We start from the raw sequence: 19,105 nt of genomic DNA on the forward strand, positions 1-19,105 counted from the left end.
GGCTCTCGAATTTCAAGATGAGAAGAAGAGTGGCGCGCCCGAAAGGATTCGAACCTCTGACCCCCAGATTCGTAGTCTGGTGCTCTATCCAGCTGAGCTACGGGCGCCCGATCGAAGGGTAGACCTTCGATGATGATGCGGCGGATCCGGGTGAGAACCCGACCACGCCGTGACGTCTCAAGTGTGAAATGGCGCGCCCGAAAGGATTCGAACCTCTGACCCCCAGATTCGTAGTCTGGTGCTCTATCCAGCTGAGCTACGGGCGCCTGACCGGGGGGAGCGGTGCGCCCCGCCGGTGGAGGTGGGATCTAAGGGGTTCGCCCCGGCTTGGCAACCCCTATTTCGCCGTCGGAGAAGGGGGCCGCGTGGCGCGGCCCCCTCCCCGCTCGGAAGCCAGCTTGCCCGCTCAGAAGCCGGCCTGGGTCACGAACTTGGTGTTGAGGTAGGCCTCGATCGCCTCCGAGCCGCCCTCGCTGCCGTAGCCCGAATCCTTCACGCCGCCGAAGGGCGTCTCCGGCAAGGCGATGCCGTGGTGGTTGATCGACATCATGCCGCTCTCGACCCGCGTGGCGAGCTTGGTGGCGGTCTCGGCCGAGCGGGTATAGGCGTAGGCCGCCAGGCCGTAGGGCAGGCGGTTGGCCTCCGTGAAAGCCTCCTCGTCGTCCGAGAAGCGCTGGATCGCCGCGATCGGCCCGAACGGCTCCTCGTTCATGATCCGGGCGTCGAGCGGCACGTCGGTGAAGACCGTCGGCTCGAAGAAGTTGCCCTGGTTGCCGATGCGCTTGCCGCCGGTGCGCAGCTGCGCGCCCTTCTGCTCGGCGTCGGCGACGAAGCCCTCCATCGCCTCGATGCGGCGGCCATGGGCGAGCGGGCCCATCTTCACGCCGTCCTCCAGGCCGTTGCCGACCTTGAGGTCGCGGGAGAAGCCGACGAACCCGTCGACGAAGGCGTCGAACACCGAATCGTGGACGAGGAAGCGGGTCGGGGCGACGCAGACCTGGCCGGCATTGCGGAACTTGTTGGCGCCGAGCACCTGCACGGCCTTGGTCACGTCGGCATCGCGAAACACGATCGCCGGGGCGTGGCCGCCGAGCTCCATCGTGGCGCGCTTCATGTGCTTGCCGGCCAGCGCGGCGAGCTCCTTGCCGATCGCGGTCGAGCCCGTGAAGGTGATCTTGCGGATCACCGGATGGGGGATGAGGTACGACGAGATCTCGGCGGGATCGCCGTAGACGAGCCCGAGCACGTCGCCCGGCACGCCGGCGTCGAGCAGGGCCTGGATCAGGGCGGTGCAGCTCGCCGGCGTGTCCTCGGGCCCCTTCAGGATCACCGAGCAGCCGGTGCAGAGCGCCGCCGAGACCTTGCGCACCGCCTGGTTGATCGGGAAGTTCCACGGCGTGAACGCCGCCACGGGACCGACTGGCTCGCGGATCACGAGCTGCATCACGCCCTCGGCGCGGGGCGGGATCACCCGGCCATAGGCGCGCCGGCCTTCCTCGGCGAACCAATCCATGGTGTCGGCGGCGCCGAGCACCTCCATCTTGGCCTCGGCCACCGGCTTGCCCTGCTCCAGGGTCATGATCCGGGCGATCTCGTCGGCGCGCTCGCGCATCAGGTTGGCGGCCTTGCGCAGCACCTTGCTGCGTTCGAAGGCCGAGACCTTGCGCCAGGCCTTGAAGCCGCGGTCGGCCGCCTCCAGGGCCTCGTCGAGGTCCTGGCGGGTCGCGACGGCGAGCTGGCTCAGGGTCTCGCCGGTGGCCGGGTTGAGGATCGGCATCGTCTGGCCGGCGCTGCCCGCGCGCCATTCGCCGGCGATGTGGAGCTTAACGTCAGGAAACATCGGGGCTTAGCCTCGTTCCGGAGGGGACGAGCCTTAACTAAGGCAGTCCCCACCGGCGGGACAGGCGCCGCCGCGCAAGCCGGCCCGTGCCCGGCGCGCCTTGTTTGTCAGACCATGACCTGACAGAGTTCACGTTCCCGGCCGGCGACGAGGCGTGCGCCTCAACGACCCGCGACCGCGCGGGCGATGGCCTCGAACCGCTCTCGCGTGGCGTCGATCTGGCCGTAGACGGTCTGGCGCGTGCAGGCCGAGACCGTCATGCCGTGGAAGAACTGGCCGGCTCCGAACCGGCCGCGGCAATCGAGATAGTTCGGCAGCACTACGACGGCGAGCAGCACCAGCACCGGCAGCCCGAGCTTCACGAGCAGCCGGACCGGCCAGGGCAGGTAGGAGAAGGCGCGCTCCTTCTGCCGCCTGGCCGGCGGGGCCGACACGACGATCCGGATGTGGTCGTGATCGCCGTCGAGGCGTTCGATCCCGCTGCTCCGGTGATTGCCGCGCATCCTGCTCCCCACGCCACCCGCGCCACATCCATGCGCCGCGCGGCGATGACCGTGACGCAGCGGGATTAAATTTCCGTGCGCCGCGGCAGGCGCCGTCCCGCGGATCGCTCAGGGGCGACCTCTGCGATCATGTGCGCACGCGCACGTCGCCCGCCCTGCACCGGTGCCACAGATGAGAGGCCCTGACGGGCGTTCCTCCAAGACTTCGGGCCGCCCGCGAGGGCGGCTTTCTTTATGGCCGGAGCCCTGCGCAGCCCTCGCGCTCAGAGCACGACGTGCCGGCCGAAGGTCTCGGGCCGGAACGGAAGCCGGAAGGTGACGGCGAAACCGTTCTCGAGGTGGCGCACCACCGTGGCGCGGCGCTTGCCGACGGTCACGGCCTCGCCCACCGGCGGCACGTCGGTCACCGCGACGGCGACGCCGCTCATCGACAGATCGATGATCGTCCCCGGCACGACCCGGCCGTCGGCGCGGCGCACCTCGACGGAGCGGGTGTTCGGCACGATGCGCGGGTCGCTGCGCTGGTCGGCCTTGCCGCTGGCCTGGCCGGCGAGCCAGTCGAGGCGGGCGGCGAAGCGGGCGCGGCGCTCGGGGCCCACCTCCACCGCCAGGGTGAAGCCGTCCGGTGCGACCGACTGGATCACCCCCGTCACCGGGCCGACATCGTCGAGGTAGAGCGTGACCGGATCGCCGCGCAGGCCGCTCTCGGGCGCCAGCACCTCGATCGTCGAGAGGGAGAGGTTGCGGGTCTCGCAGACATGCTCCACCCCGCCCGGCAGCAGGTAACGGCCGCCGACCCGGATCTGGATCGACCGAGGACCTGGTTCGGGCTCGGGCTGGAGATGCAACTTCAAGGGACCCGCCAAGAGTTTATGAACGCGCCAGGGTAGCATCGTGCGCGGCCCGGGCCGCCGCAAGGCTGCCCCCCGCTCGCGCTTCACATTCCATCACGAGGCTTAATGCCGGGTGCACGCGACCGGACGAGATTATCCGCTCTTTCCGCGGGGAGGCTCGCGCAGGCGCGGCGCTCGACCGTTGGCGCGCCGGCCTCGGCGTCGTGCAGGAGCGCGCCGCCGGGCTCCGGCCCCTCGTCGGCGAGGATCACGCGCTTGCCGGTGCGGGCGGCGGCGAGCGCCGCCGCGACGAGGCCGGCCGGGCCGGCGCCGACCACCAGCACGTCGCAATGGGCGGGCGGTCGGCATAGCGCTGCACCGCCTCGAACGGCGTCGAGGTGCCGGGTCGCGGGCGCCGTCCGGCCTGCCGATTCGTCGGCGAGGCGAAGATCCGGCCCGCCCGCTCCCGCGCTGTCAAGCCTGGAAGCGCGCCGGTTCTCCGGCTATGGCGGCGCGATGCTGCTTCGTCCCTACCAGCGCGCGAGCCTCGACGCGCTCCAGGCCGATTGGGCGCGCGGGGGCCGCAACGGCCTGATCGTGCTGCCGACCGGGGCCGGCAAGAGCCTCGTCATCGCCACCCTGGTGCGGGAGACGATGGCGCGGGACCCGGGCTCCCGGATCGCGGTCGTCACCCATACCCGCGAGCTGATCGCCCAGAATCATGCCGAGCTCCTGGCCCTCTGGCCGGAGGCGCCGGCCGGCATCGTCTCGGCCGGGCTCGGCCGGCGCGAGGAGACGAAGGCCATCCTGTTCTGCGGCATCCAGTCGGTGTGGAACCGGGTCGAGGCGATCGGCGGCTTCGACCTGGTGATCGTCGACGAGGCCCACCTGATCCCCCGCGACGCCGAGACCCGCTACGGCCGCTTCCTCGACGCGGTGCGGGCGCGCTCGCCCGCCATGCGCCTCGTCGGGCTGACCGCCACGCCCTACCGCCTCGACAGCGGCCGGCTCGACGAGGGCCAGGGCCGGGTCTTCGATGCCATTGTGTACGAGGCGCAGGTCGGCGACCTGATCCGCGAGGGCTACCTCGCTCTGCTCGTCTCGAAGGCGACCGCCACGCTTCTCGACGTCAGCGGCGTGCCGCTGCGCGCCGGCGACTACGTGCCCGGCGCGCTCGAAGCGGCGGTGAACCGCGACGTCATCACGAAGGCGGCGGTCGCCGAGATGGCGGCTTACGGCGCCGAGCGCCGGGCCTGGCTCGCCTTCTGCGCCGGGGTGAAGCACGCCGACGCGGTGCGCGACGCGATCCGGGCGGAGGGTTTCTCCTGCGAGTCGATCTCGGGCGAGACGGGCAAGCGCGAGCGCGACCGCATCGTGCGCGACTTCCGGGCCGGGCGCCTGCGCTGCCTCACCTCGGTCGGCGTGCTGGCGACCGGCTTCAACGTGCCGGAGGTCGACCTGATCGCGCTGCTCCGCCCGACCCAGAGCACCGGCCTCTACGTGCAGCAGGTCGGCCGGGGCCTGCGCCGTGCGCCCGGCAAGACCGACGCCCTGGTCCTCGACTATGCCGGCCTGGTGCGCCGCCACGGGCCGATCGACGTGCTCTCGGCGAACGCCGTAGCCCGGGCGCGGCTCCTGGGGGAGACCAGCGGCCCGAAGGCCAAGCCGTGCCCGGGCTGCGGCGCGCTGATCGCGCTCAATGCCAGCACCTGCGAGGCCTGCTGGGTCGAGCCAGAGGAGGAGGACGAAGCCGAGATGCCGCACGAGGCGGTGGCGGACGACGAGACCGCGATCCTCTCGGCCGCCACCGTCGCGGTCGTGCGCGAGGCCCATGCGCGCTGGTGGCCGGTGGCGGGCTGGCGCTTCCGGCGCGAGGCGCGGGGACGAGGCTCCGACGTGCTGGCGGTGGCGCTCGACGGCGACGAGGACGAGACGACCGTGCGCCTCGACCTCGAAGCCTCGGGCTTCGCCCGCGAGAAGGCGGTGCAGTGGTGGCGCCGCCTCGGCGGCGAGATGCCCCCTCCCCTCGACATCGACGAGGCGCTGGCGCGCTGCGACGAGCTGTCCCGGCCGGAGGCGGTCCGGGTGGTGCCGACCGGCCGGCTCTCGGAGAGTGTCGATTACCGCCTCGCCGGCGGGGCGACCTGGACCGACACGCGGCGGGTCGCGTGACCCGTCAGCCCGCCGCGATCAGGCGCGCGACCTCGGCCTCGGCGAAGGTCTTCTCGGCGGCGACGTCGGCGGACAAGGTCCGGATCGCCTCGAGGTCACCGTCCTGGCAGGCGATCTCGAGCGCGGCGCAGAGCCGCGACAGCCGGGTGAAGCCGATCAGCCCCGAGGAGGCGATCACCCCGTGCGCCGCGGCGCCGAGCGCCGCCGGCTCGCCCCGCACCGACCAGTCCCGCAACTGGGCCTGGAAGCGCCCGAGCAGCACCGGCATCGCCTGGTCGCCGACCGCCTGGCGCAGGTCGGCATAGGTCGCGGCGTCGAGGGAGGGGGGCGTCGTCGCCATGGCGTCCGGCTCCAAATGCGCCTCGTCGTCCGTGCCCGTCGGCGCTCGGGCCGCGATCCTACAGGATATGGGGCGGCCGCGATGCTCGGCCACCAGGCCGATCCCTCCCGGATCGGGGCCGGTCCGGGAGGGATCGGCTCCGCCATCGCGGGACTCAGGCCGACCGCGCCACCGATGTCCCGATCTCCGTCGAGCGGGCGGCCTCGGCCTCGCGGGCGTAGGTCCGCGCCCGCAGGATGGCCTCCGACGGCAGCTGCTCGACGACCGACCCGTCCGAACCGACGACCTGGAACACGATCTGCTTGCTGTCCGGGTCGCGCCGGTAATGGGCCCGATCGGCTTTGGTCTCGGGCGTCTCGGCCGGTGCCGCGTCGTTCGCGACCGCCCGCCGGGCATCCGGGCTCAGGTCGAGGGTCACCGCCGGGTCGAGGGGCGGGTCGATGCCGGCCTGGGGCGTGCGCGGGGGAGTCGTGCGGAGGACGGGTTCGATCGCGGCCGGCGGAAGCGCCGCGGCGATAGTGCTGGTCTCGATCACGGCGAAATCCTTTCGGGCGATCCGTTCCCGACAAGCTAACCGTGATCGGCCCTACCTCGATGTTAACGCCGACCCGTCCCGTCAATCTTGTCTTAAGGGGTGGTTTCGGCGTTCGCGACAATTGTATCGAGTTTTGAGCGGCACTCGCCGCAACGGCGCCGAGGCTCGAAGTCCATGAGAGAGCCTGCTTGATTAGCTCTTACAGAATTGTGACCCTCCCGGTCATTCCGGGACCGCGCAGTGGAGACCGAAATCCAGAACCGTGGATGGCTCCAGATCAAGCGGAGAGGGTTCCACCGTCTTCGAAAACACCGGCGCGCCTGGATTCCGGGCTCCGCTGCGCGGTCCCGGAATGACCCGGATAACGCCGATACTGTGGAGACAGCCGAACAAGATCGCGTAGTGTCGAGGAAGACGCATCCCTGACCAGCGCCTCGCGCTCAAGCGAGGCCGGATGCCCGGCCGCGGACTTCGGCAGCGGGGCACCGAAGACGGCTTCGCGATGCAGGATCCCGAGACGATCGAGCGGCGGCCGCCGTCACGGCTCCTCGGCCGGCGCCGCCGGCGCCTCGCTGTCCGCCCTCGGCTCGGCGGTGGCGACGGCCTTGGTGGTGAGCAACGGCTCGAGCCGCCGGGCCAGTTCCTGGCCGAGATGGCGGGTATACGGCCCGGTGAAGTAGCGGCCGCCGGCGCCGCGGCCCTCGAGGTGGTCGCGGGCCTTCGTCATCGCGTCGACCTCGGGCCGGCACAGGAAGCCGATCACGCCGGCCGCCTCGTACCAGCGCCCGGCCCGGGCATGGGCGAGCGCTGCCGGGTTGTTGCCGATCGTCTCGGCGAAGCACTCCGTCGCGGCCTGTTCCAGGGGCGTGAGCACCGCGCGCCGATGCTCGGCGCGGGGGTTCGGGGCGGCCACGGCCGGCAGGGCCGCAGCGACCATCTCCATCGCCGCCAGGGTGCAGATCGCGCCGTACAGCAAAACTCTCATATCCGGGCCTCGGCCGAATCAACCGCCATTCACCGGGCAAGCCTCGTGCCGATCATGGGCGGATCTTGGGCGGAACCCGGAGAAAATGCAGGTTGTCGGACGAGCCGAAGCGCTGCCGCCAAGCTTAGCGGCAGCTTTTCCCGTTCAGGTCTGGCGTTTCGGGTCGGCCGCGGCGCGCGCTCGTCCGCCGCGGCGTCCGTTCCGTCAGCCGCGGCGCTCGGCGTTCCAGCGGCCCTTGCAGGTGGTGGAGCCGGAGGTGCTCCAGGTGCCGTTGCCGTTGCCCTCGCTGCCGAGGCGGCCGACCACCTGGGCGGCGGCGTCGCCCCGGCTGATCGTCGCCCGCACGGCGCCGCTCGGCTGCACGCGGCCCGAGACGGTGAAGTCGCCGCCGCCGGCGTAGCGGGCTTGGCCGTTCTGGATGATGACGCCGTAGCGGTAGGCCCGGTCGCAGGATCCGCTCTCGGTGATAACCTCGACGCTCCAGGTGCCGTCGAAGCGGTTCGGCGCCTTGGCGCTGGTCCGGGCGACGGCCGGCGCCACGGCGCCCGTCAGACAAGCTCCCGCCGCGAGGGCGGACACGATCAGCCTCATGGTCCTCGTTTCCCGATTCGGTCTGGCGACAAACTCGGCAGCACGCGGTTGGTTGCCGCAATGCAACGTTTCCTGGCGGCGCTTCCCGAGGCGTCGGACGACTTCCGATCGATCGCTTCAGGCGATCCCTGCGGGATCGCGTCGCGATGCGGAAGTCGGCTTCGCTCAGGCGCCGCGCCGGCTCGTGATACGAGATCCGGAAGCAATCTTCCGGATCTCGTATCAGACGAGGAGGCCGGGGCGGGGCACCGGGGCGGCCGAGAGGGCGGAGGCCCGCCGCAGGTCGGCGATGAAGTCCGCGTAGGCCTCGCCCCGCGAGGCGTCCGGCAGGCGCAGCAGGTAGGAGGGATGGACGGTGACGAAGCCCGCATAGGGCTTTTCCCCGAACGTCGCGGGTCCGCGGGCGCGGGTGACCGGAACCGGCCGGCCGGTGAGCGCCAGCACGGCTGTGGCGCCGAGCGCCACCACCAGCCGCGGTGCCACGAAGGCGAGCTCGCGCTCGAGCCACCAGCGGTAATGCGCCACCTCGCCGGCGCTCGGCGTCCGGTGGATGCGCCGCTTGCCCCGCTGCTCGAACTTGAAGTGCTTGACCGCATTGGTGAGGTAGGCCCGGTCGCGGTCGATCCCCGCCTCGGCCAAGGCCCGCGCCAGAAGCTGGCCCGCCGGGCCGACGAAGGGCCGGCCCTGGAGATCCTCCTGGTCGCCCGGCTGCTCGCCCACGAAGGCGATCGCGGCGCCGAGAGGGCCCTCGCCGAGCACCGCCTGCGTCGCGCCCGGCACCAGGGGCTCGGAGGCGCGGATCACCGCGTTCAGCGCGGCGAGGTCGGCAGGCTCCTGCGCCGCCATCGCGGCGAGCGCCCGGGCGGGCACGCGCTTGACCGGCGCCTCGGGGGCGCGGGCGATCATCTCACCGACCCGGCGGCCGGCCTCCCGCACCAGGCCGGAAATCGCCGCCGTCTCGGGCATGTTGTGCCAGTACTTCTTCGGCATCTCGGCCCGCATCGCCGCGAGGTTGGTGCGGGCGGGGTTGAAGGTGCTGGAATAGTAGTCGGTCCAGCCGGCCTCGAACGCGTCCTCCTCCGGCACGTCCTCGCGCCGCCCGGGCGGCCCGAAGCGCAAGGCAGTCCCGTCCCAGTGGGCCGAGCCGTCGGGGGTGAGGATCGACCAGTCGAAGGACGGGAAACGTGCCGAGAAGAAGGGCGCGGCCTCGGCCAGGATGTGGTGGTCGGGCTCGAACCAAGCGGCGAAACGCTCGCGCCCGCCCGTCGCCATACCGGCGCGGCGGAAGCGCAGGAAGGCGTGCATCTTGTGCAGGTCGCGCGCCACCGCCTTGCGCATCAGGTTCAGGCGATGGACCAGCGGGTCGCTCGCCACCTCGGCGAGGTGCCGTTCTCCTTCCGCCACCCGCCAGATCAGGCGATGCAGCAGGCCGTAGCGCTCGGGATCGCGGTGCATGACGACCGACGCCACGAGGGCTGCCACCGCCCGCGGCAGGGCGAGCGCGGGACCCGCCTCCCCCGGCGCATCCTCGGGAAACAGCGAGCCCGCGTCTCCCTCGATCCAGGCCACCGTCTCCGGCGCCACCCCCGCCGGCACGAGGTGCCGGACCGCGGCGCGAAACCCGTCGAGGTCGGGCCCTGGCGCCAAGCGGATCGTGCGCGGGCCCATCTAGAACAGGCTCAGCTGGCGCGGCGGCTCGGCCAGCCGCGCGCGCAGGTCGAGCCGGTCGGTGAGGCGCGTCGGCGCGTAGTCGGCCGCGATCAGGAACGGCCGGGCGCGCTTCAGGCCCGAGGTCAGGCGGGCGACGTCGTCGAGGCGCAACGTCGCGTGGCGGCGCGCCGCCACGATCTTGTCCACCGCCCGCACGCCGAGGCCCGGCACCCGCAGGAGCATTTCCCGGTCGGCCCGGTTGACGTCGACGGGGAAGCGGTCGCGGTTCTTGAGGGCCCAGGCGAGCTTGGGATCGACGTCGAGGGCGAGCATGCCGGATTCGGTCGCCCCCGCCACGTCCTCGGGCGAGAACGCGTAGTACCGCATCAGCCAGTCGGCCTGGTAGAGCCGGTGCTCGCGTTGCAGCGGCGGGGACTTGCTCGGCAGGATCGAGGCGGCGTCGGGAATCGGGCTGAAGGCCGAGTAGTAGATCCGCTTCAAGCCGTAATGATCGTAGAGCCGCGCGCTGGTGCGGATCAGCGATTCGTCCGTGCTGGCATCGGCCCCGACGATCACCTGGGTCGACTGGCCGGCGGGGGCGAAGCGGCGGCGCTCCTCCTTGGCCTGAAGGATGCGCTCGCCCATCTGTCCCATCGCGGTCTGGATCGCGGCACCGTCCTTCTCCGGCGCCAGCCGCTCCAGGCTCGCCTCGGTCGGCAGTTCGAGGTTGATCGAGAGCCGGTCGGCGAAGAGCCCGGCCTGCTCGATCAGCCACGGGCTCGCCTCGGGGATGGTCTTCAGGTGGATGTAGCCGCGAAATCCGTGGCGCTGCCGCAGGGTCTTCGCGACCCGGATCAGCTGCTCCATCGTGTGGTCGGGCGAGCGGATGATCCCGGAGGAGAGGAACAGCCCCTCGATGTAGTTGCGCTTGTAGAACTCGACCGTCAGTGTCACCACCTCGTCGACCGAGAACTTCGCCCGCCGCACGTTCGATGAGCGGCGATTGACGCAATAGGCGCAGTCGAACAGACAGTAATTGGTGAGCAGGATCTTCAGCAGCGAGACGCAGCGCCCGTCGGGCGTGTAGGCGTGGCAGATCCCTGCCCCGGTGGTGGAGCCGAGGCCGCCGGCCTCCGCCTTGCGCTTCGGCGCCCCGGACGAGGCGCAGGAGGCATCGTACTTCGCCGCGTCGGCGAGAACCGTGAGCTTCTTCTTCAGGGCGTCGTCCATCCCCGCAACCTGGCCCTCGTTCCTGATTTGTTCAAGGCGGAAGCGGCGGATGCCCCGTGGTCGAAAGCCGCATCGGACCCTGCGGGAACCCGCCGCCGGCCACCTCGTTGACTGCCCGATTGGAAGTTTTCTAAATCGCAAGGAGATGCCGCATGGCGACGAACCCGTCCGCGAACTGCCGCAGCTGCCGCTACTTCGACGACCACAAGCTGAACGGCGCCGCCGCCCAGGGCGGCGAGGAGGGCCTGTGCCGCTTCAACCCGCCGGTGAGCCAGCCGGAGCCGCAGGGCCACGGCCTCTGGCCGGTGGTCTCGGCCCAGGATTGGTGCGGGCATTTCTCGCCGGAGATGATGGCGGGCGAGTGAGCGCGCCTCGCATCTGAGCTTTTCGGAAGGCCGGCTCGGGAGGGCCGGCCTTTTTCGCGTCGCGGTCATAGTCCAGCGACTACGCCGCCTCGCCCGTGGCGAGAGTCGGGATGCCGGAGACGTCGACCTCCCGCTCGGCGCACCACGTGTCGTAATCGGCCTGCATCCGCAGCCACAGGCCAGGCCCGTTACCGAACAGCTTGCCGAGGCGGGCCGCCATCGTCGGCGTGACCGGCTGTTCCTCGTCGAGGATCCGGTAGAGCGTTTCGCGCGAGACGCCGAGCAGGCGCGCGATCTCCGTCTTGGACTGCTCGACCCCGGGGAGGACGATCTCTCGCAGCAGTTCGCCCGGGTGGCTCGGCTTCCAGTCGGTGTGTCGGTCAGCCATGATAGTCTTCCAAATCGACCTCGACGGCATCGCCCTCCCGGATTCGGAAGGTGATGCGCCAGTTGCGGGATACCGTCACGGCGTACCTGCCGGCCCGATCGCCCTTGAGCGCGTGCAGGCCGAGACCGGGAAGCTTCAGGTCGCCCGGGGCGCGTGCCGCGTGCAGGGCGTTGAGGATCAGGCGCACGCGGCCGATCCAGTCGGGCCTGATGCCGGAGGCATCGCCGTGATGCCAGAAGTCGCTGAGGGCCTTGTTCTTGATGTGGACGAGCATCGCCGCGGATCGCTCCTCAAGAACATCGAGTCCTTCCGCGCCGATCTCCCCGAGGAGCAGCGACGATGAGCCGGGCGCTCGCGCCTCTGCGCGACGCAACCGCCTCGGCGCCACAGGGTTCGCGGACGGTTCACGGCCCTCCTCGAACGTGGAGCGGCGGCCCGCGACTGTCAACCGCCAGTTGACATAATCCGCAGCTGCGCCGTCTGAGCGCGGGTTGCTCGCGGTGACCGGGCCGGCAGCAGGCTCGTCGACGGCGCTCCGTGACGATCACGGCTTCGTCTCGGTCGCCGCCTGTCTCCGACGGAACCCCCCCACCCCCGACACGTTGCGCAGGCTCTTGGCCGTCAACGTTCTCGGCCCTCGACGGATGGTTGCCCGATGCCGGACGATGTCACCGCCCTCTCGCGCCGCAGCCTGATGATGGCCGGCGGCGCCACCCTGGTCGGGATCGGGGGCGCGGCGGCGCAAGGGTCGGGCGTGCCCGGACCCGAGCGGCCGGTCGATACCGGCAAGGTCGAGAACGGCAAGGTGACCTTCCCGAACTGGCGCGGCCCCTCCGACCGGCCCTCCGCGCCGCCGCCGGCGCCGCTGCCGCCGGGCGAGCGGGTCGGCTTCGCGATCGTCGGTCTCGGCCGGCTGTCGCTGGAAGAGATCCTGCCCGCCTTCGGTGAATGCCGGAAGGCGAGGCCCGTCGCCCTGATGTCGGGCTCGCCCGAGAAGGCCAAGGCGGTCGCGGCGCAACACGGCATCAAGCCCGAGGCGGTCTACGGCTACGACGGCTGGGACGCGCTCGCCCGCAACCCGGAGGTGAAGGCGGTCTACATCGTCACCCCGAACGCCGTGCACCGCGACCAGGTGATCGCCGCCGCCGGCGCCGGCAAGCACGTGCTGTGCGAGAAGCCGATGGCGGCCTCGGCGGCGGAGGCGCGGGCGATGATCGACGCCTGCGCCAAGGCCAACGTGAAGCTGATGATCGCCTATCGCTGCCAGTACGAGCCCTACAACCGCGAGGTCGTGCGGCTGGTGCGCGGCGCCAAGTACGGCAAGGTCAAGCTGATCGAGGCGACCAACACCCAGACCATGAGCCTGCCCGAGCAGTGGCGGATGAAGAAGGCGCTCGCCGGCGGCGGCGCGCTGCCGGATATCGGGCTCTACTGCCTTAACGGCGTGCGGGCGCTGATGGGCGAGGAGCCGGTCTCGGTCCAGGCGCAGATCCACTCGCCGGACGACCCGCTCTACCGCGAGGTCGAGGAGACGGTGGCCTTCACCCTGCGCTTCCCCTCCGGCGCCCTGGCTTTGTGCTCCACCAGCTACGGCGCGCACGAGACCCGCTCGCTGACCGTCCAGGCCGAGGGCGGGGCGATCCAGCTCCAGAACGCCTTCGCGTACGAGGGCCAGCGCCTGTTCCTGAGCCACCGCGAGGGCAAGGCCGAGGCGAAGGAGGAGCGGGTGCTGGGCGCCAAGAACCAGTTCGCCCTCGAGATCGACCATTTCGCGACCTGCCTCCTGGAGAACCGCACCCCGCGCACGCCCGGCGAGGAGGGCTTGCAGGACCAGATCCTGATGGAGGCGATCTACGAGGCCGCCCGCACCGGCACCACCGTGACCCTGAAGGGGCCGGAGCGGATTGTGGGCAAGGGCGAGGGGCAGGCCAAGGATCAGGCCAAGGATCAGGCCGGCAAGGCCCTCGACGTGACCCGCGGCCCGGAGCCGGAGGACGCGGGCTAACCGAGAACGAAGGCCGGCAGCCCGTCCAGCGTCGTCGCCCGGGCGAGCGGCGCGGGTGCCTCTGGCGGCGCGGCCATCCCGGAGCGGTCGTGCCAGTAGGTCGGCAGCCCGACGCGCGCCGTGCCGAACAGGTCGTAGGGCGAGCCGGCGACGAACAGGCAGCGCGGCGCGTCGGCACCGATCTCCCGCAGCCCGAGCTGGTAGGTCCGCGGATCGGGCTTGTAGAATCCGGCCCGCTCGGCCGTGACGAGCACCGGGAATTCGACCCCGACGCACGCCGCCGCGACGCGGCCGAGCGCCTCCGAGCAGTTCGTCACGATGCCGAGCGGCACGGAGGCGGCACTCAGCGCCCGCAACGCCTCCGGCACGCCGGGCCAGGGCTTCAGCCCGCCGTAGCGCTCGGCCAACTCATCGGCCGCGCCCGGCGGCATCCCGACCGCCTCGGCGGCCCGCGCGACGAGGGCTTCGTAGGGCTCGTAGCCGCCGGTGCGGTAGGTGATCCGCAGGTACTCAGCCCGCCAGCGCCGGCCGAGATCGGCGTCGCCGGCCACCGAATTCCACAGGCTCCAGCTGTCGAGGAGCGCGGTCAGCAGGTCGAACAGGACGGCATCGTAGCGGTGGGTCGTCATGGTCTCTCCTGTCAGAATCTGCTCGGAACTTCCGCTTGCACCGGGCCGGAATGCCGGCCGTTTACCTGCCCCGCACCGCGATCGCCTCGACCTCCACCAGGTAGCCGTGGTGCAGTTCCGGCACCGGCACGACCGTACGCGCCGGCCTCGCCTCGCCCAGCATCTCGGCGTAGATCCGGTTGAATTCCGGCCAGTTCTCGACGCCGACGATGTAGGCGGTCACCCGCAGGATGTGCTCCGGCCCGCTGCCCGCCTCCGCCAGGATGGCGAGCAGGCTCGCCATCGCCTGGTGCACCTGCACGTCGAAGGGCTGGTCGGCGGTGTGGCTGCCGTCGGGGCGGGCGGCGAGTTGCCCTGAGACGAAGACGAGGTCGCGCCAGGCGGTGCCTTGCGCGTAATGCCCGGCCGGCTTCGGCGCGGCGGCGGTGGCGATGCGGGTGATCGATTCGGTCATGGGGTGCCTCCTACCAGCCGTTGATGCGGGGCCAGACGGCCGCGACGCGGCCCTCCCCGTCGAGGACGTGATAGCGGTCGTGCTGCGCGCCCGTCGCGCAGGCGTGGTTGGGCAGGATGCGGACCTGCGCGCCGATCGGGAGATCCGGCAGCGACGCACCCGAGCCCGGCCGCACCGCCAGGATGCCGTGCTCCTGGTTGGCGTCGCGCACGATCAGGTCGGGATAGGGCCGCCCGGCCGCGTCGCAGACCACGCCGTAGCCCTGGTCGATCGCCTGGCGCGCCGTGCCACGGTCGCGCGAGAGGGCCATCCAGCCGGCATCGACGACGATCCAGCCCTTCGCCCGCTGGTGGCCGATCACCGTGGCGAGCACCGACAGCGCGATGTCCTCGACCGCGACCGAGCCGACGCCGGCCTGAAAAAGGTCGCCGAGCATGAACACGCCGGCACGGACCTCGGTGATCCCGGTGAGGTCGCGGGCGAAGCGGGCCGTCGGGGTCGAGCCGACGCTGACCACCGGGCAGGGCAGGCCCGCCGCCCGCAAGGCCTCCGCGGCCGTCACCGCCGCGACCCGCTCGGCCTCCGCCGCCGCCGCGAGCGCGTCGGGATCGCTCAGGGCGTAGCTGTCGCCGGCATGCAGCAGGACGCCGCGCAGGGCCGCGCCGCCGGCGGTGAGGCAGCGGCCGATCGCCGCCAGGGTGTCGCAGTCGCCCGGCGCGACGCCGGAGCGGTGTCCGTCGGCATCGACCTCGATCAGCACCGGCAGAGCGTCGCCGCTGACGCGGGCGTGCTCGGCCACGGCCTGCGCCTGTTCGACGCTGTCGAGGATGACCGCGAGGTCGGCGCCGCCGGCCCGGATCCTCGCAATCCGGGGCAGCTTCGCCGGGGTGATGCCGACGGCGTAGATCATGTCGCGCACGCCGCCGGCGGCGAAGTACTCCGCCTCGCGCAGGGTCGAGACCGTCGCCGGGCCCTCGGGCGAGGCCATCGCGATGCGGGCGACGTCGAGGGACTTGGCGGTCTTCAGGTGCGGCCGGAGCGCGACGCCGAGACGATCGAGATGCGCGCGCATCCGCGCGACGTTGGCGCGCAGGCGCGCCTCGTCGAGGAGGAGGCAGGGGGTCTCCAGGTGGTCCAGCGGGGTCGGGTTCGTCGCGGGCATGGCAGTGGCGCTCGTCGGGGTCGCGTCGTTTCCCCCGACAAACCATGGCTGGACCGGGAGCGCCATTAACGCAGCCTGCCTTCTGCATTAAGGTTGTGCTTAATGCTCGCGACCGACGACGTCCGCTTCTTCCTCGCCGTGGCCGAGGCGCCCTCCCTTGCCGCCGCGGCACGCGCCCTCGACGTGTCGCCGCCGGCGGTCACGCAGCGCCTGCGCGCCCTGGAGGAGCGGCTCGGCGTGCACCTCGTCGACCGGTCCGGGCGCCACCTCGCCCTGACCGACGAAGGCGAGCTGCTCGCCGAGCGCGGCCGGCAGGTCCTCGATTCGCTGGCCGAGCTCGACGAGGCCCTGGCCGCCCGGCGCGGGCAGGTGGTCGGCCACCTGCGGATCGTGGCGCCGCTCGGCTTCGGCCGCCGCCACGTCGCCCCGGTGGTCGCGGCATTCCAGGCGGCGCACCCGCAGGTCGCGATCGACCTGACCCTCTCCGACCGTCTCGGCGGCGTACCGGCCGGCACCTTCGACCTCGCGGTCCATGTTGGCGAGATCGCGCAAGCCGCCCCCGGCCTGATCGCCCGGCGCCTGGCGCCGAACGACCGCATCGCCTGCGCCGCGCCGGCCTATCTCGCCGCCCACGGCACCCCCGCGGCCCCGGCCGACCTGCGCGCCCATGCCTGCATCGCGCTGCGCGAGAACGACGAGGACGTGACCCTGTGGCGCTTCCGGCGCGATGGCGAGGAGGCGCGGGTGCGCATCGAGCCGCGGCTTGCCAGCAACGACGGCGAGGTGGTGCGCGGCTGGGCGCTCGCCGGGCGGGGGATCATCCTGCGCTCGGAATGGGACGTCGCCAACGACCTGCGGGCCGGGCGCCTCGTCCGCCTGCTGCCGGGTCACGCCCTGCCCGACGCGCCGGTGACGGCGCTCCTCGGCGCGCCCCGCCGCGCCCGCGCCGCCCGCACCCGGCGCTTCCTCGACGCGCTCGCCGCCGCCCTCGATCCCCCGCCCTGGCGGCCTTGAGCGCCGCCTCAGTGCACCTCACAAAACTCCCGCTGCGCTGGCGCTGCCACATCGAGCGACGCCGGTGACCGGGAGTTTTTTGTGAGAGACACTCACGCGAACGCGATCCGGCCGGCCTCGCCAGCGCCCCAGAGTCCGGGTAACCCGGGAGCCATGCCCCGCCTCGCGCCCCTCCTCGCCGTTCTCCTGTGCTGCCTCACCCTCGGCGCCGCCGGGGCGCAGGGCCAGCGTCCCTCGAAATACGCCGACCTCGTCCGGGCCGAGCTGGTGACGCAGGAGGGCGCGGTCGGCCCTGGCGCCACGCTCACCGCCGGCGTGCGGCTGACGATGAAGCCGGGCTGGCACGTCTACTGGCGCAATCCGGGCGATTCCGGCCTGCCGCCGGAGATCGCCTGGACGCTGCCGGCGGGATTCTCGGCAGGCAGCGTGGCGTGGCCGGCGCCGGAGCGGATCCCGGTCGGCGACTTGATGAATTTCGGCTACGAGGGCGAGGTGCTGCTGACGGTGCCGGTGACCGCACCGGACAGCCTCGGCGCCGGGCCGGTCCCGCTGAAGGCCAAGGTCTCCTACCTCGTCTGCGAGCGCGAATGCGTGCCGGGCGAGGCCACCCTGTCGACGAGCCTGCCGGTGGCGCCCGCCGGCACCAGCCCGCGGCCCGATCCCCGCCATGCCGGCCTGTTCGCGCAGGGGCGCGAGCGACTGCCGGTGCCGGCACCCTGGCCGGTGCGGATGGTCCAGGACGGCGCGACGCCGGTGCTCACGATCGACGCGCCCGGCCTCAAGGCCCGCGACGTCGCGTTCTTCCCCTATTCCGAGACCGCCCTGGAGCACGCCGCCGAGCAGGTCGCGACGAGCGACGCCGCCGGCCTGCGCGTCCGTCTCCAGCGCAGCAGCCAGGCCGCGCCCGACGCCCCGGCACCCCGGGCGGACGGGGTCCTGACCTTCACGGAAGACACCGGATCCGGCCCGGTCCGCCGCGCCTACGCGCTCGGCGAGGCGGGCCCTGCACCGGCGAGCGCCGCCTCCACCGCGACGACGCCGGTCGCCGCGGCCGCACCGGTCGAGGCCGAGGGCTTGTGGCAGGCAGCGCTCCTCGCCTTCCTCGGCGGGCTCCTCCTCAACCTGATGCCCTGCGTCTTCCCGGTCCTGTCGATCAAGGTCCTAAGCCTGGTGCGCCATTCGGGCGAGAGCCACGGCCGGGTGCGGCTGCACGGCCTCGCCTACGCGGTGGGCGTGCTGGCGAGCTTCCTCGGGCTCGCCGGCCTGCTGATCGCGCTCAGGGCCGGCGGCGCGCAGATCGGCTGGGGCTTCCAGCTGCAATCGCCCCTGGTGGTGGCCGGCCTCGCCTACGGGCTGTTCGCCATGGGCCTGAGCCTGTCGGGGGTCTGGCATCTCGGCGGCCGGGCGGTGGCGCTGGGCGACGGGCTCACCCGGCGCGCCGGTCTCGAGGGCTCGTTCTTCACCGGCGTGCTGGCGACGGTGGTCGCCACGCCCTGCACCGCGCCGTTCATGGGCGCGGCAGTCGGCTACGGGCTGACGCAGGGGGCTTTGGTGGCGCTTTCGGTCTTCGCGGCGCTCGGGTTCGGCCTCGCGCTCCCCTTCGCCCTGCTGGCGGCCTGGCCGGCGCTCTTGCGCCGCCTGCCGCGGCCCGGCGCCTGGATGGAGACCCTGAAGGGGCTCCTCGCCTTCCCGCTCTACCTCACGGTGGCGTGGCTCACCTGGGTGCTGAGCCAGCAGGTCGGGCCGGCGGGGCTGATGGCCGGGCTCACCGGCCTGGTGCTGGTGGCGTTCTGCGCCTGGCTTGCCGCCCGCACCGCGACGGCGGACGGCGTCGCCCGGCGGGTGGGATTGGCGGCGCTGGTCCTCGGCCTCCTCGGCCTCGCCGGGCTGATGGCGGCGCTCGACCGGGACCGCGCCGGCCCGGTGGCGGTCGCGAGCGCCGACGGAATCGAGCCGTTCACCCAGGCCCGGCTCGACGCGCTCCTCACCGAGCGCCGCCCGGTCTTCGTCAACATGACGGCGGCGTGGTGCATCACCTGCCAGGTCAACGACCGCGCGACCCTGCGGGCGGCCTCCGTGCGCGAGGCGTTCAAGGCGCACGACGTGGCGCAGCTCAAGGGCGACTGGACCAACCAGAACCCGGAGATCACCCGGGTGCTGGAAGCCAACGGCCGCTCGGGCGTGCCGCTCTACCTGCTCTACGACGGCCGCGGCGGCGTCGCGGTGCTGCCGCAGATCCTCACCGAGGCGACGGTGCGCGACGCGCTGGCGGCGCTGCCGACGGGGACGGGACCGCGGGCAGCGCTGCCGTAGACGGCGGTCGATCTCCCGACGAACCCGCAAAACACCCCCATCGCCTCACCCCGGGGCCGCGCAGCGGAGCCCGGGCGACGACGGCGGGTGCCGGCT

General features: G+C 72.3%; 19 protein-coding genes, 2 tRNA genes and 1 pseudogene. 5 read left to right on the forward strand and 17 right to left on the reverse strand.

Annotation, left to right across the window (positions count from 1 at the left end):
* Window positions 1-30 precede the first annotated feature (30 nt).
* The 6 genes and pseudogenes from ACS5PV_RS13465 to ACS5PV_RS13490 all read right to left on the reverse strand — a co-directional run.
* Window positions 31-107 (reverse strand) — tRNA-Arg (locus tag ACS5PV_RS13465).
* 82 nt (window positions 108-189) lie between these two features.
* Window positions 190-266, reverse strand: a tRNA-Arg gene (locus tag ACS5PV_RS13470).
* A gap of 140 nt (window positions 267-406) precedes the next feature.
* Complete coding sequence (locus ACS5PV_RS13475) at window positions 407-1,840, reverse strand: NAD-dependent succinate-semialdehyde dehydrogenase (protein WP_455395822.1); 1,434 nt, start codon at window positions 1,838-1,840, stop codon at window positions 407-409.
* Window positions 1,841-2,001: 161 nt separating this feature from the next.
* A complete protein-coding gene (locus ACS5PV_RS13480) occupies window positions 2,002-2,343 on the reverse strand; it encodes a hypothetical protein (RefSeq protein WP_455395823.1) in 342 nt (113 codons plus the stop codon).
* Between the two features lie 263 nt (window positions 2,344-2,606).
* Window positions 2,607-3,197, reverse strand: a complete 591-nt coding sequence (locus tag ACS5PV_RS13485) for a PilZ domain-containing protein (RefSeq protein WP_455395824.1) — start codon at window positions 3,195-3,197, stop codon at window positions 2,607-2,609.
* A gap of 200 nt (window positions 3,198-3,397) precedes the next feature.
* Window positions 3,398-3,552 (reverse strand): annotated as a pseudogene (locus ACS5PV_RS13490) (FAD-dependent oxidoreductase); the annotation flags it as partial.
* Window positions 3,553-3,692: 140 nt separating this feature from the next.
* Here ACS5PV_RS13490 and ACS5PV_RS13495 point away from each other — a divergent pair.
* Window positions 3,693-5,348, forward strand: a complete 1,656-nt coding sequence (locus ACS5PV_RS13495) for a DEAD/DEAH box helicase (RefSeq protein WP_455395825.1) — start codon at window positions 3,693-3,695, stop codon at window positions 5,346-5,348.
* Window positions 5,349-5,352: 4 nt separating this feature from the next.
* On the opposite strand, the gene ACS5PV_RS13500 is transcribed toward ACS5PV_RS13495, so the two are convergent.
* The 6 genes from ACS5PV_RS13500 to ACS5PV_RS13525 form a co-directional block, all read right to left on the reverse strand.
* Window positions 5,353-5,688: an Hpt domain-containing protein gene (locus ACS5PV_RS13500; RefSeq protein WP_455395826.1), complete on the reverse strand. Its 336-nt coding sequence runs from the start codon at window positions 5,686-5,688 to the stop codon at window positions 5,353-5,355.
* Between the two features lie 154 nt (window positions 5,689-5,842).
* The gene (locus ACS5PV_RS13505; protein WP_455395827.1) at window positions 5,843-6,223 is read right to left on the reverse strand and encodes a flagellar protein FlaG; all 381 of its coding nucleotides are present in this window, start codon (window positions 6,221-6,223) and stop codon (window positions 5,843-5,845) included.
* A gap of 538 nt (window positions 6,224-6,761) precedes the next feature.
* Window positions 6,762-7,208 carry a hypothetical protein gene (locus ACS5PV_RS13510; protein WP_455395828.1) on the reverse strand — a complete coding sequence of 149 codons (447 nt, stop codon included), beginning with the start codon at window positions 7,206-7,208 and terminating at the stop codon, window positions 6,762-6,764.
* A gap of 204 nt (window positions 7,209-7,412) precedes the next feature.
* Entirely contained in the window at window positions 7,413-7,799 is a 387-nt protein-coding gene (locus ACS5PV_RS13515) for a hypothetical protein (RefSeq protein WP_455395829.1), read from the reverse strand.
* A 222-nt stretch (window positions 7,800-8,021) separates the two neighbouring features.
* The gene (locus tag ACS5PV_RS13520) at window positions 8,022-9,467 is read right to left on the reverse strand and encodes a UdgX family uracil-DNA binding protein (protein WP_455395830.1); all 1,446 of its coding nucleotides are present in this window, start codon (window positions 9,465-9,467) and stop codon (window positions 8,022-8,024) included.
* Window positions 9,468-10,679, reverse strand: a complete 1,212-nt coding sequence (locus tag ACS5PV_RS13525) for a putative DNA modification/repair radical SAM protein (protein WP_455395831.1) — start codon at window positions 10,677-10,679, stop codon at window positions 9,468-9,470.
* A 152-nt stretch (window positions 10,680-10,831) separates the two neighbouring features.
* Here ACS5PV_RS13525 and ACS5PV_RS13530 point away from each other — a divergent pair, with 152 nt between their 5' ends.
* The gene (locus tag ACS5PV_RS13530; RefSeq protein ID WP_455395832.1) at window positions 10,832-11,044 is read left to right on the forward strand and encodes a hypothetical protein; all 213 of its coding nucleotides are present in this window, start codon (window positions 10,832-10,834) and stop codon (window positions 11,042-11,044) included.
* Between the two features lie 79 nt (window positions 11,045-11,123).
* Here the strand turns inward: ACS5PV_RS13530 and ACS5PV_RS13535 are convergent, their stop codons facing one another.
* Together ACS5PV_RS13535 and ACS5PV_RS13540 are read right to left on the reverse strand one after the other, a co-directional pair.
* A complete protein-coding gene (locus ACS5PV_RS13535; RefSeq protein WP_455395833.1) occupies window positions 11,124-11,432 on the reverse strand; it encodes a HigA family addiction module antitoxin in 309 nt (102 codons plus the stop codon).
* A complete protein-coding gene (locus ACS5PV_RS13540; RefSeq protein WP_455395834.1) occupies window positions 11,425-11,706 on the reverse strand; it encodes a type II toxin-antitoxin system RelE/ParE family toxin in 282 nt (93 codons plus the stop codon). Before ACS5PV_RS13540 ends, ACS5PV_RS13535 begins: the two co-directional genes overlap by 8 nt.
* A gap of 381 nt (window positions 11,707-12,087) precedes the next feature.
* Here ACS5PV_RS13540 and ACS5PV_RS13545 point away from each other — a divergent pair, with 381 nt between their 5' ends.
* Window positions 12,088-13,437, forward strand: coding sequence for a Gfo/Idh/MocA family oxidoreductase (locus tag ACS5PV_RS13545; RefSeq protein WP_455395835.1), 1,350 nt, complete (start codon window positions 12,088-12,090; stop codon window positions 13,435-13,437).
* Here ACS5PV_RS13545 and ACS5PV_RS13550 read toward each other — a convergent pair.
* From ACS5PV_RS13550 to ACS5PV_RS13560, 3 genes are all read right to left on the reverse strand, one after another.
* Window positions 13,434-14,066 carry an HAD-IA family hydrolase gene (locus ACS5PV_RS13550; protein ID WP_455395836.1) on the reverse strand — a complete coding sequence of 211 codons (633 nt, stop codon included), beginning with the start codon at window positions 14,064-14,066 and terminating at the stop codon, window positions 13,434-13,436. The two genes, ACS5PV_RS13545 and ACS5PV_RS13550, sit on opposite strands and share 4 nt — an antisense overlap.
* 61 nt (window positions 14,067-14,127) lie before the next feature.
* Entirely contained in the window at window positions 14,128-14,520 is a 393-nt protein-coding gene (locus ACS5PV_RS13555) for a RidA family protein (protein ID WP_455395837.1), read from the reverse strand.
* A gap of 10 nt (window positions 14,521-14,530) precedes the next feature.
* Complete coding sequence (locus tag ACS5PV_RS13560; protein WP_455395838.1) at window positions 14,531-15,682, reverse strand: DSD1 family PLP-dependent enzyme; 1,152 nt, start codon at window positions 15,680-15,682, stop codon at window positions 14,531-14,533.
* 102 nt (window positions 15,683-15,784) lie between these two features.
* On the opposite strand from ACS5PV_RS13560, the gene ACS5PV_RS13565 reads away from it, so the two are divergent.
* Together ACS5PV_RS13565 and ACS5PV_RS13570 are read left to right on the forward strand one after the other, a co-directional pair.
* Window positions 15,785-16,696 (forward strand): LysR substrate-binding domain-containing protein, encoded by a 912-nt coding sequence (locus ACS5PV_RS13565; RefSeq protein WP_455395839.1) that lies wholly within the window; start codon window positions 15,785-15,787, stop codon window positions 16,694-16,696.
* Window positions 16,697-16,849: 153 nt separating this feature from the next.
* Entirely contained in the window at window positions 16,850-19,009 is a 2,160-nt protein-coding gene (locus ACS5PV_RS13570; protein ID WP_455395840.1) for a protein-disulfide reductase DsbD family protein, read from the forward strand.
* Window positions 19,010-19,105: the final 96 nt, after the last annotated feature.

Source organism: Methylobacterium sp. Gmos1 (assembly GCF_053764715.1).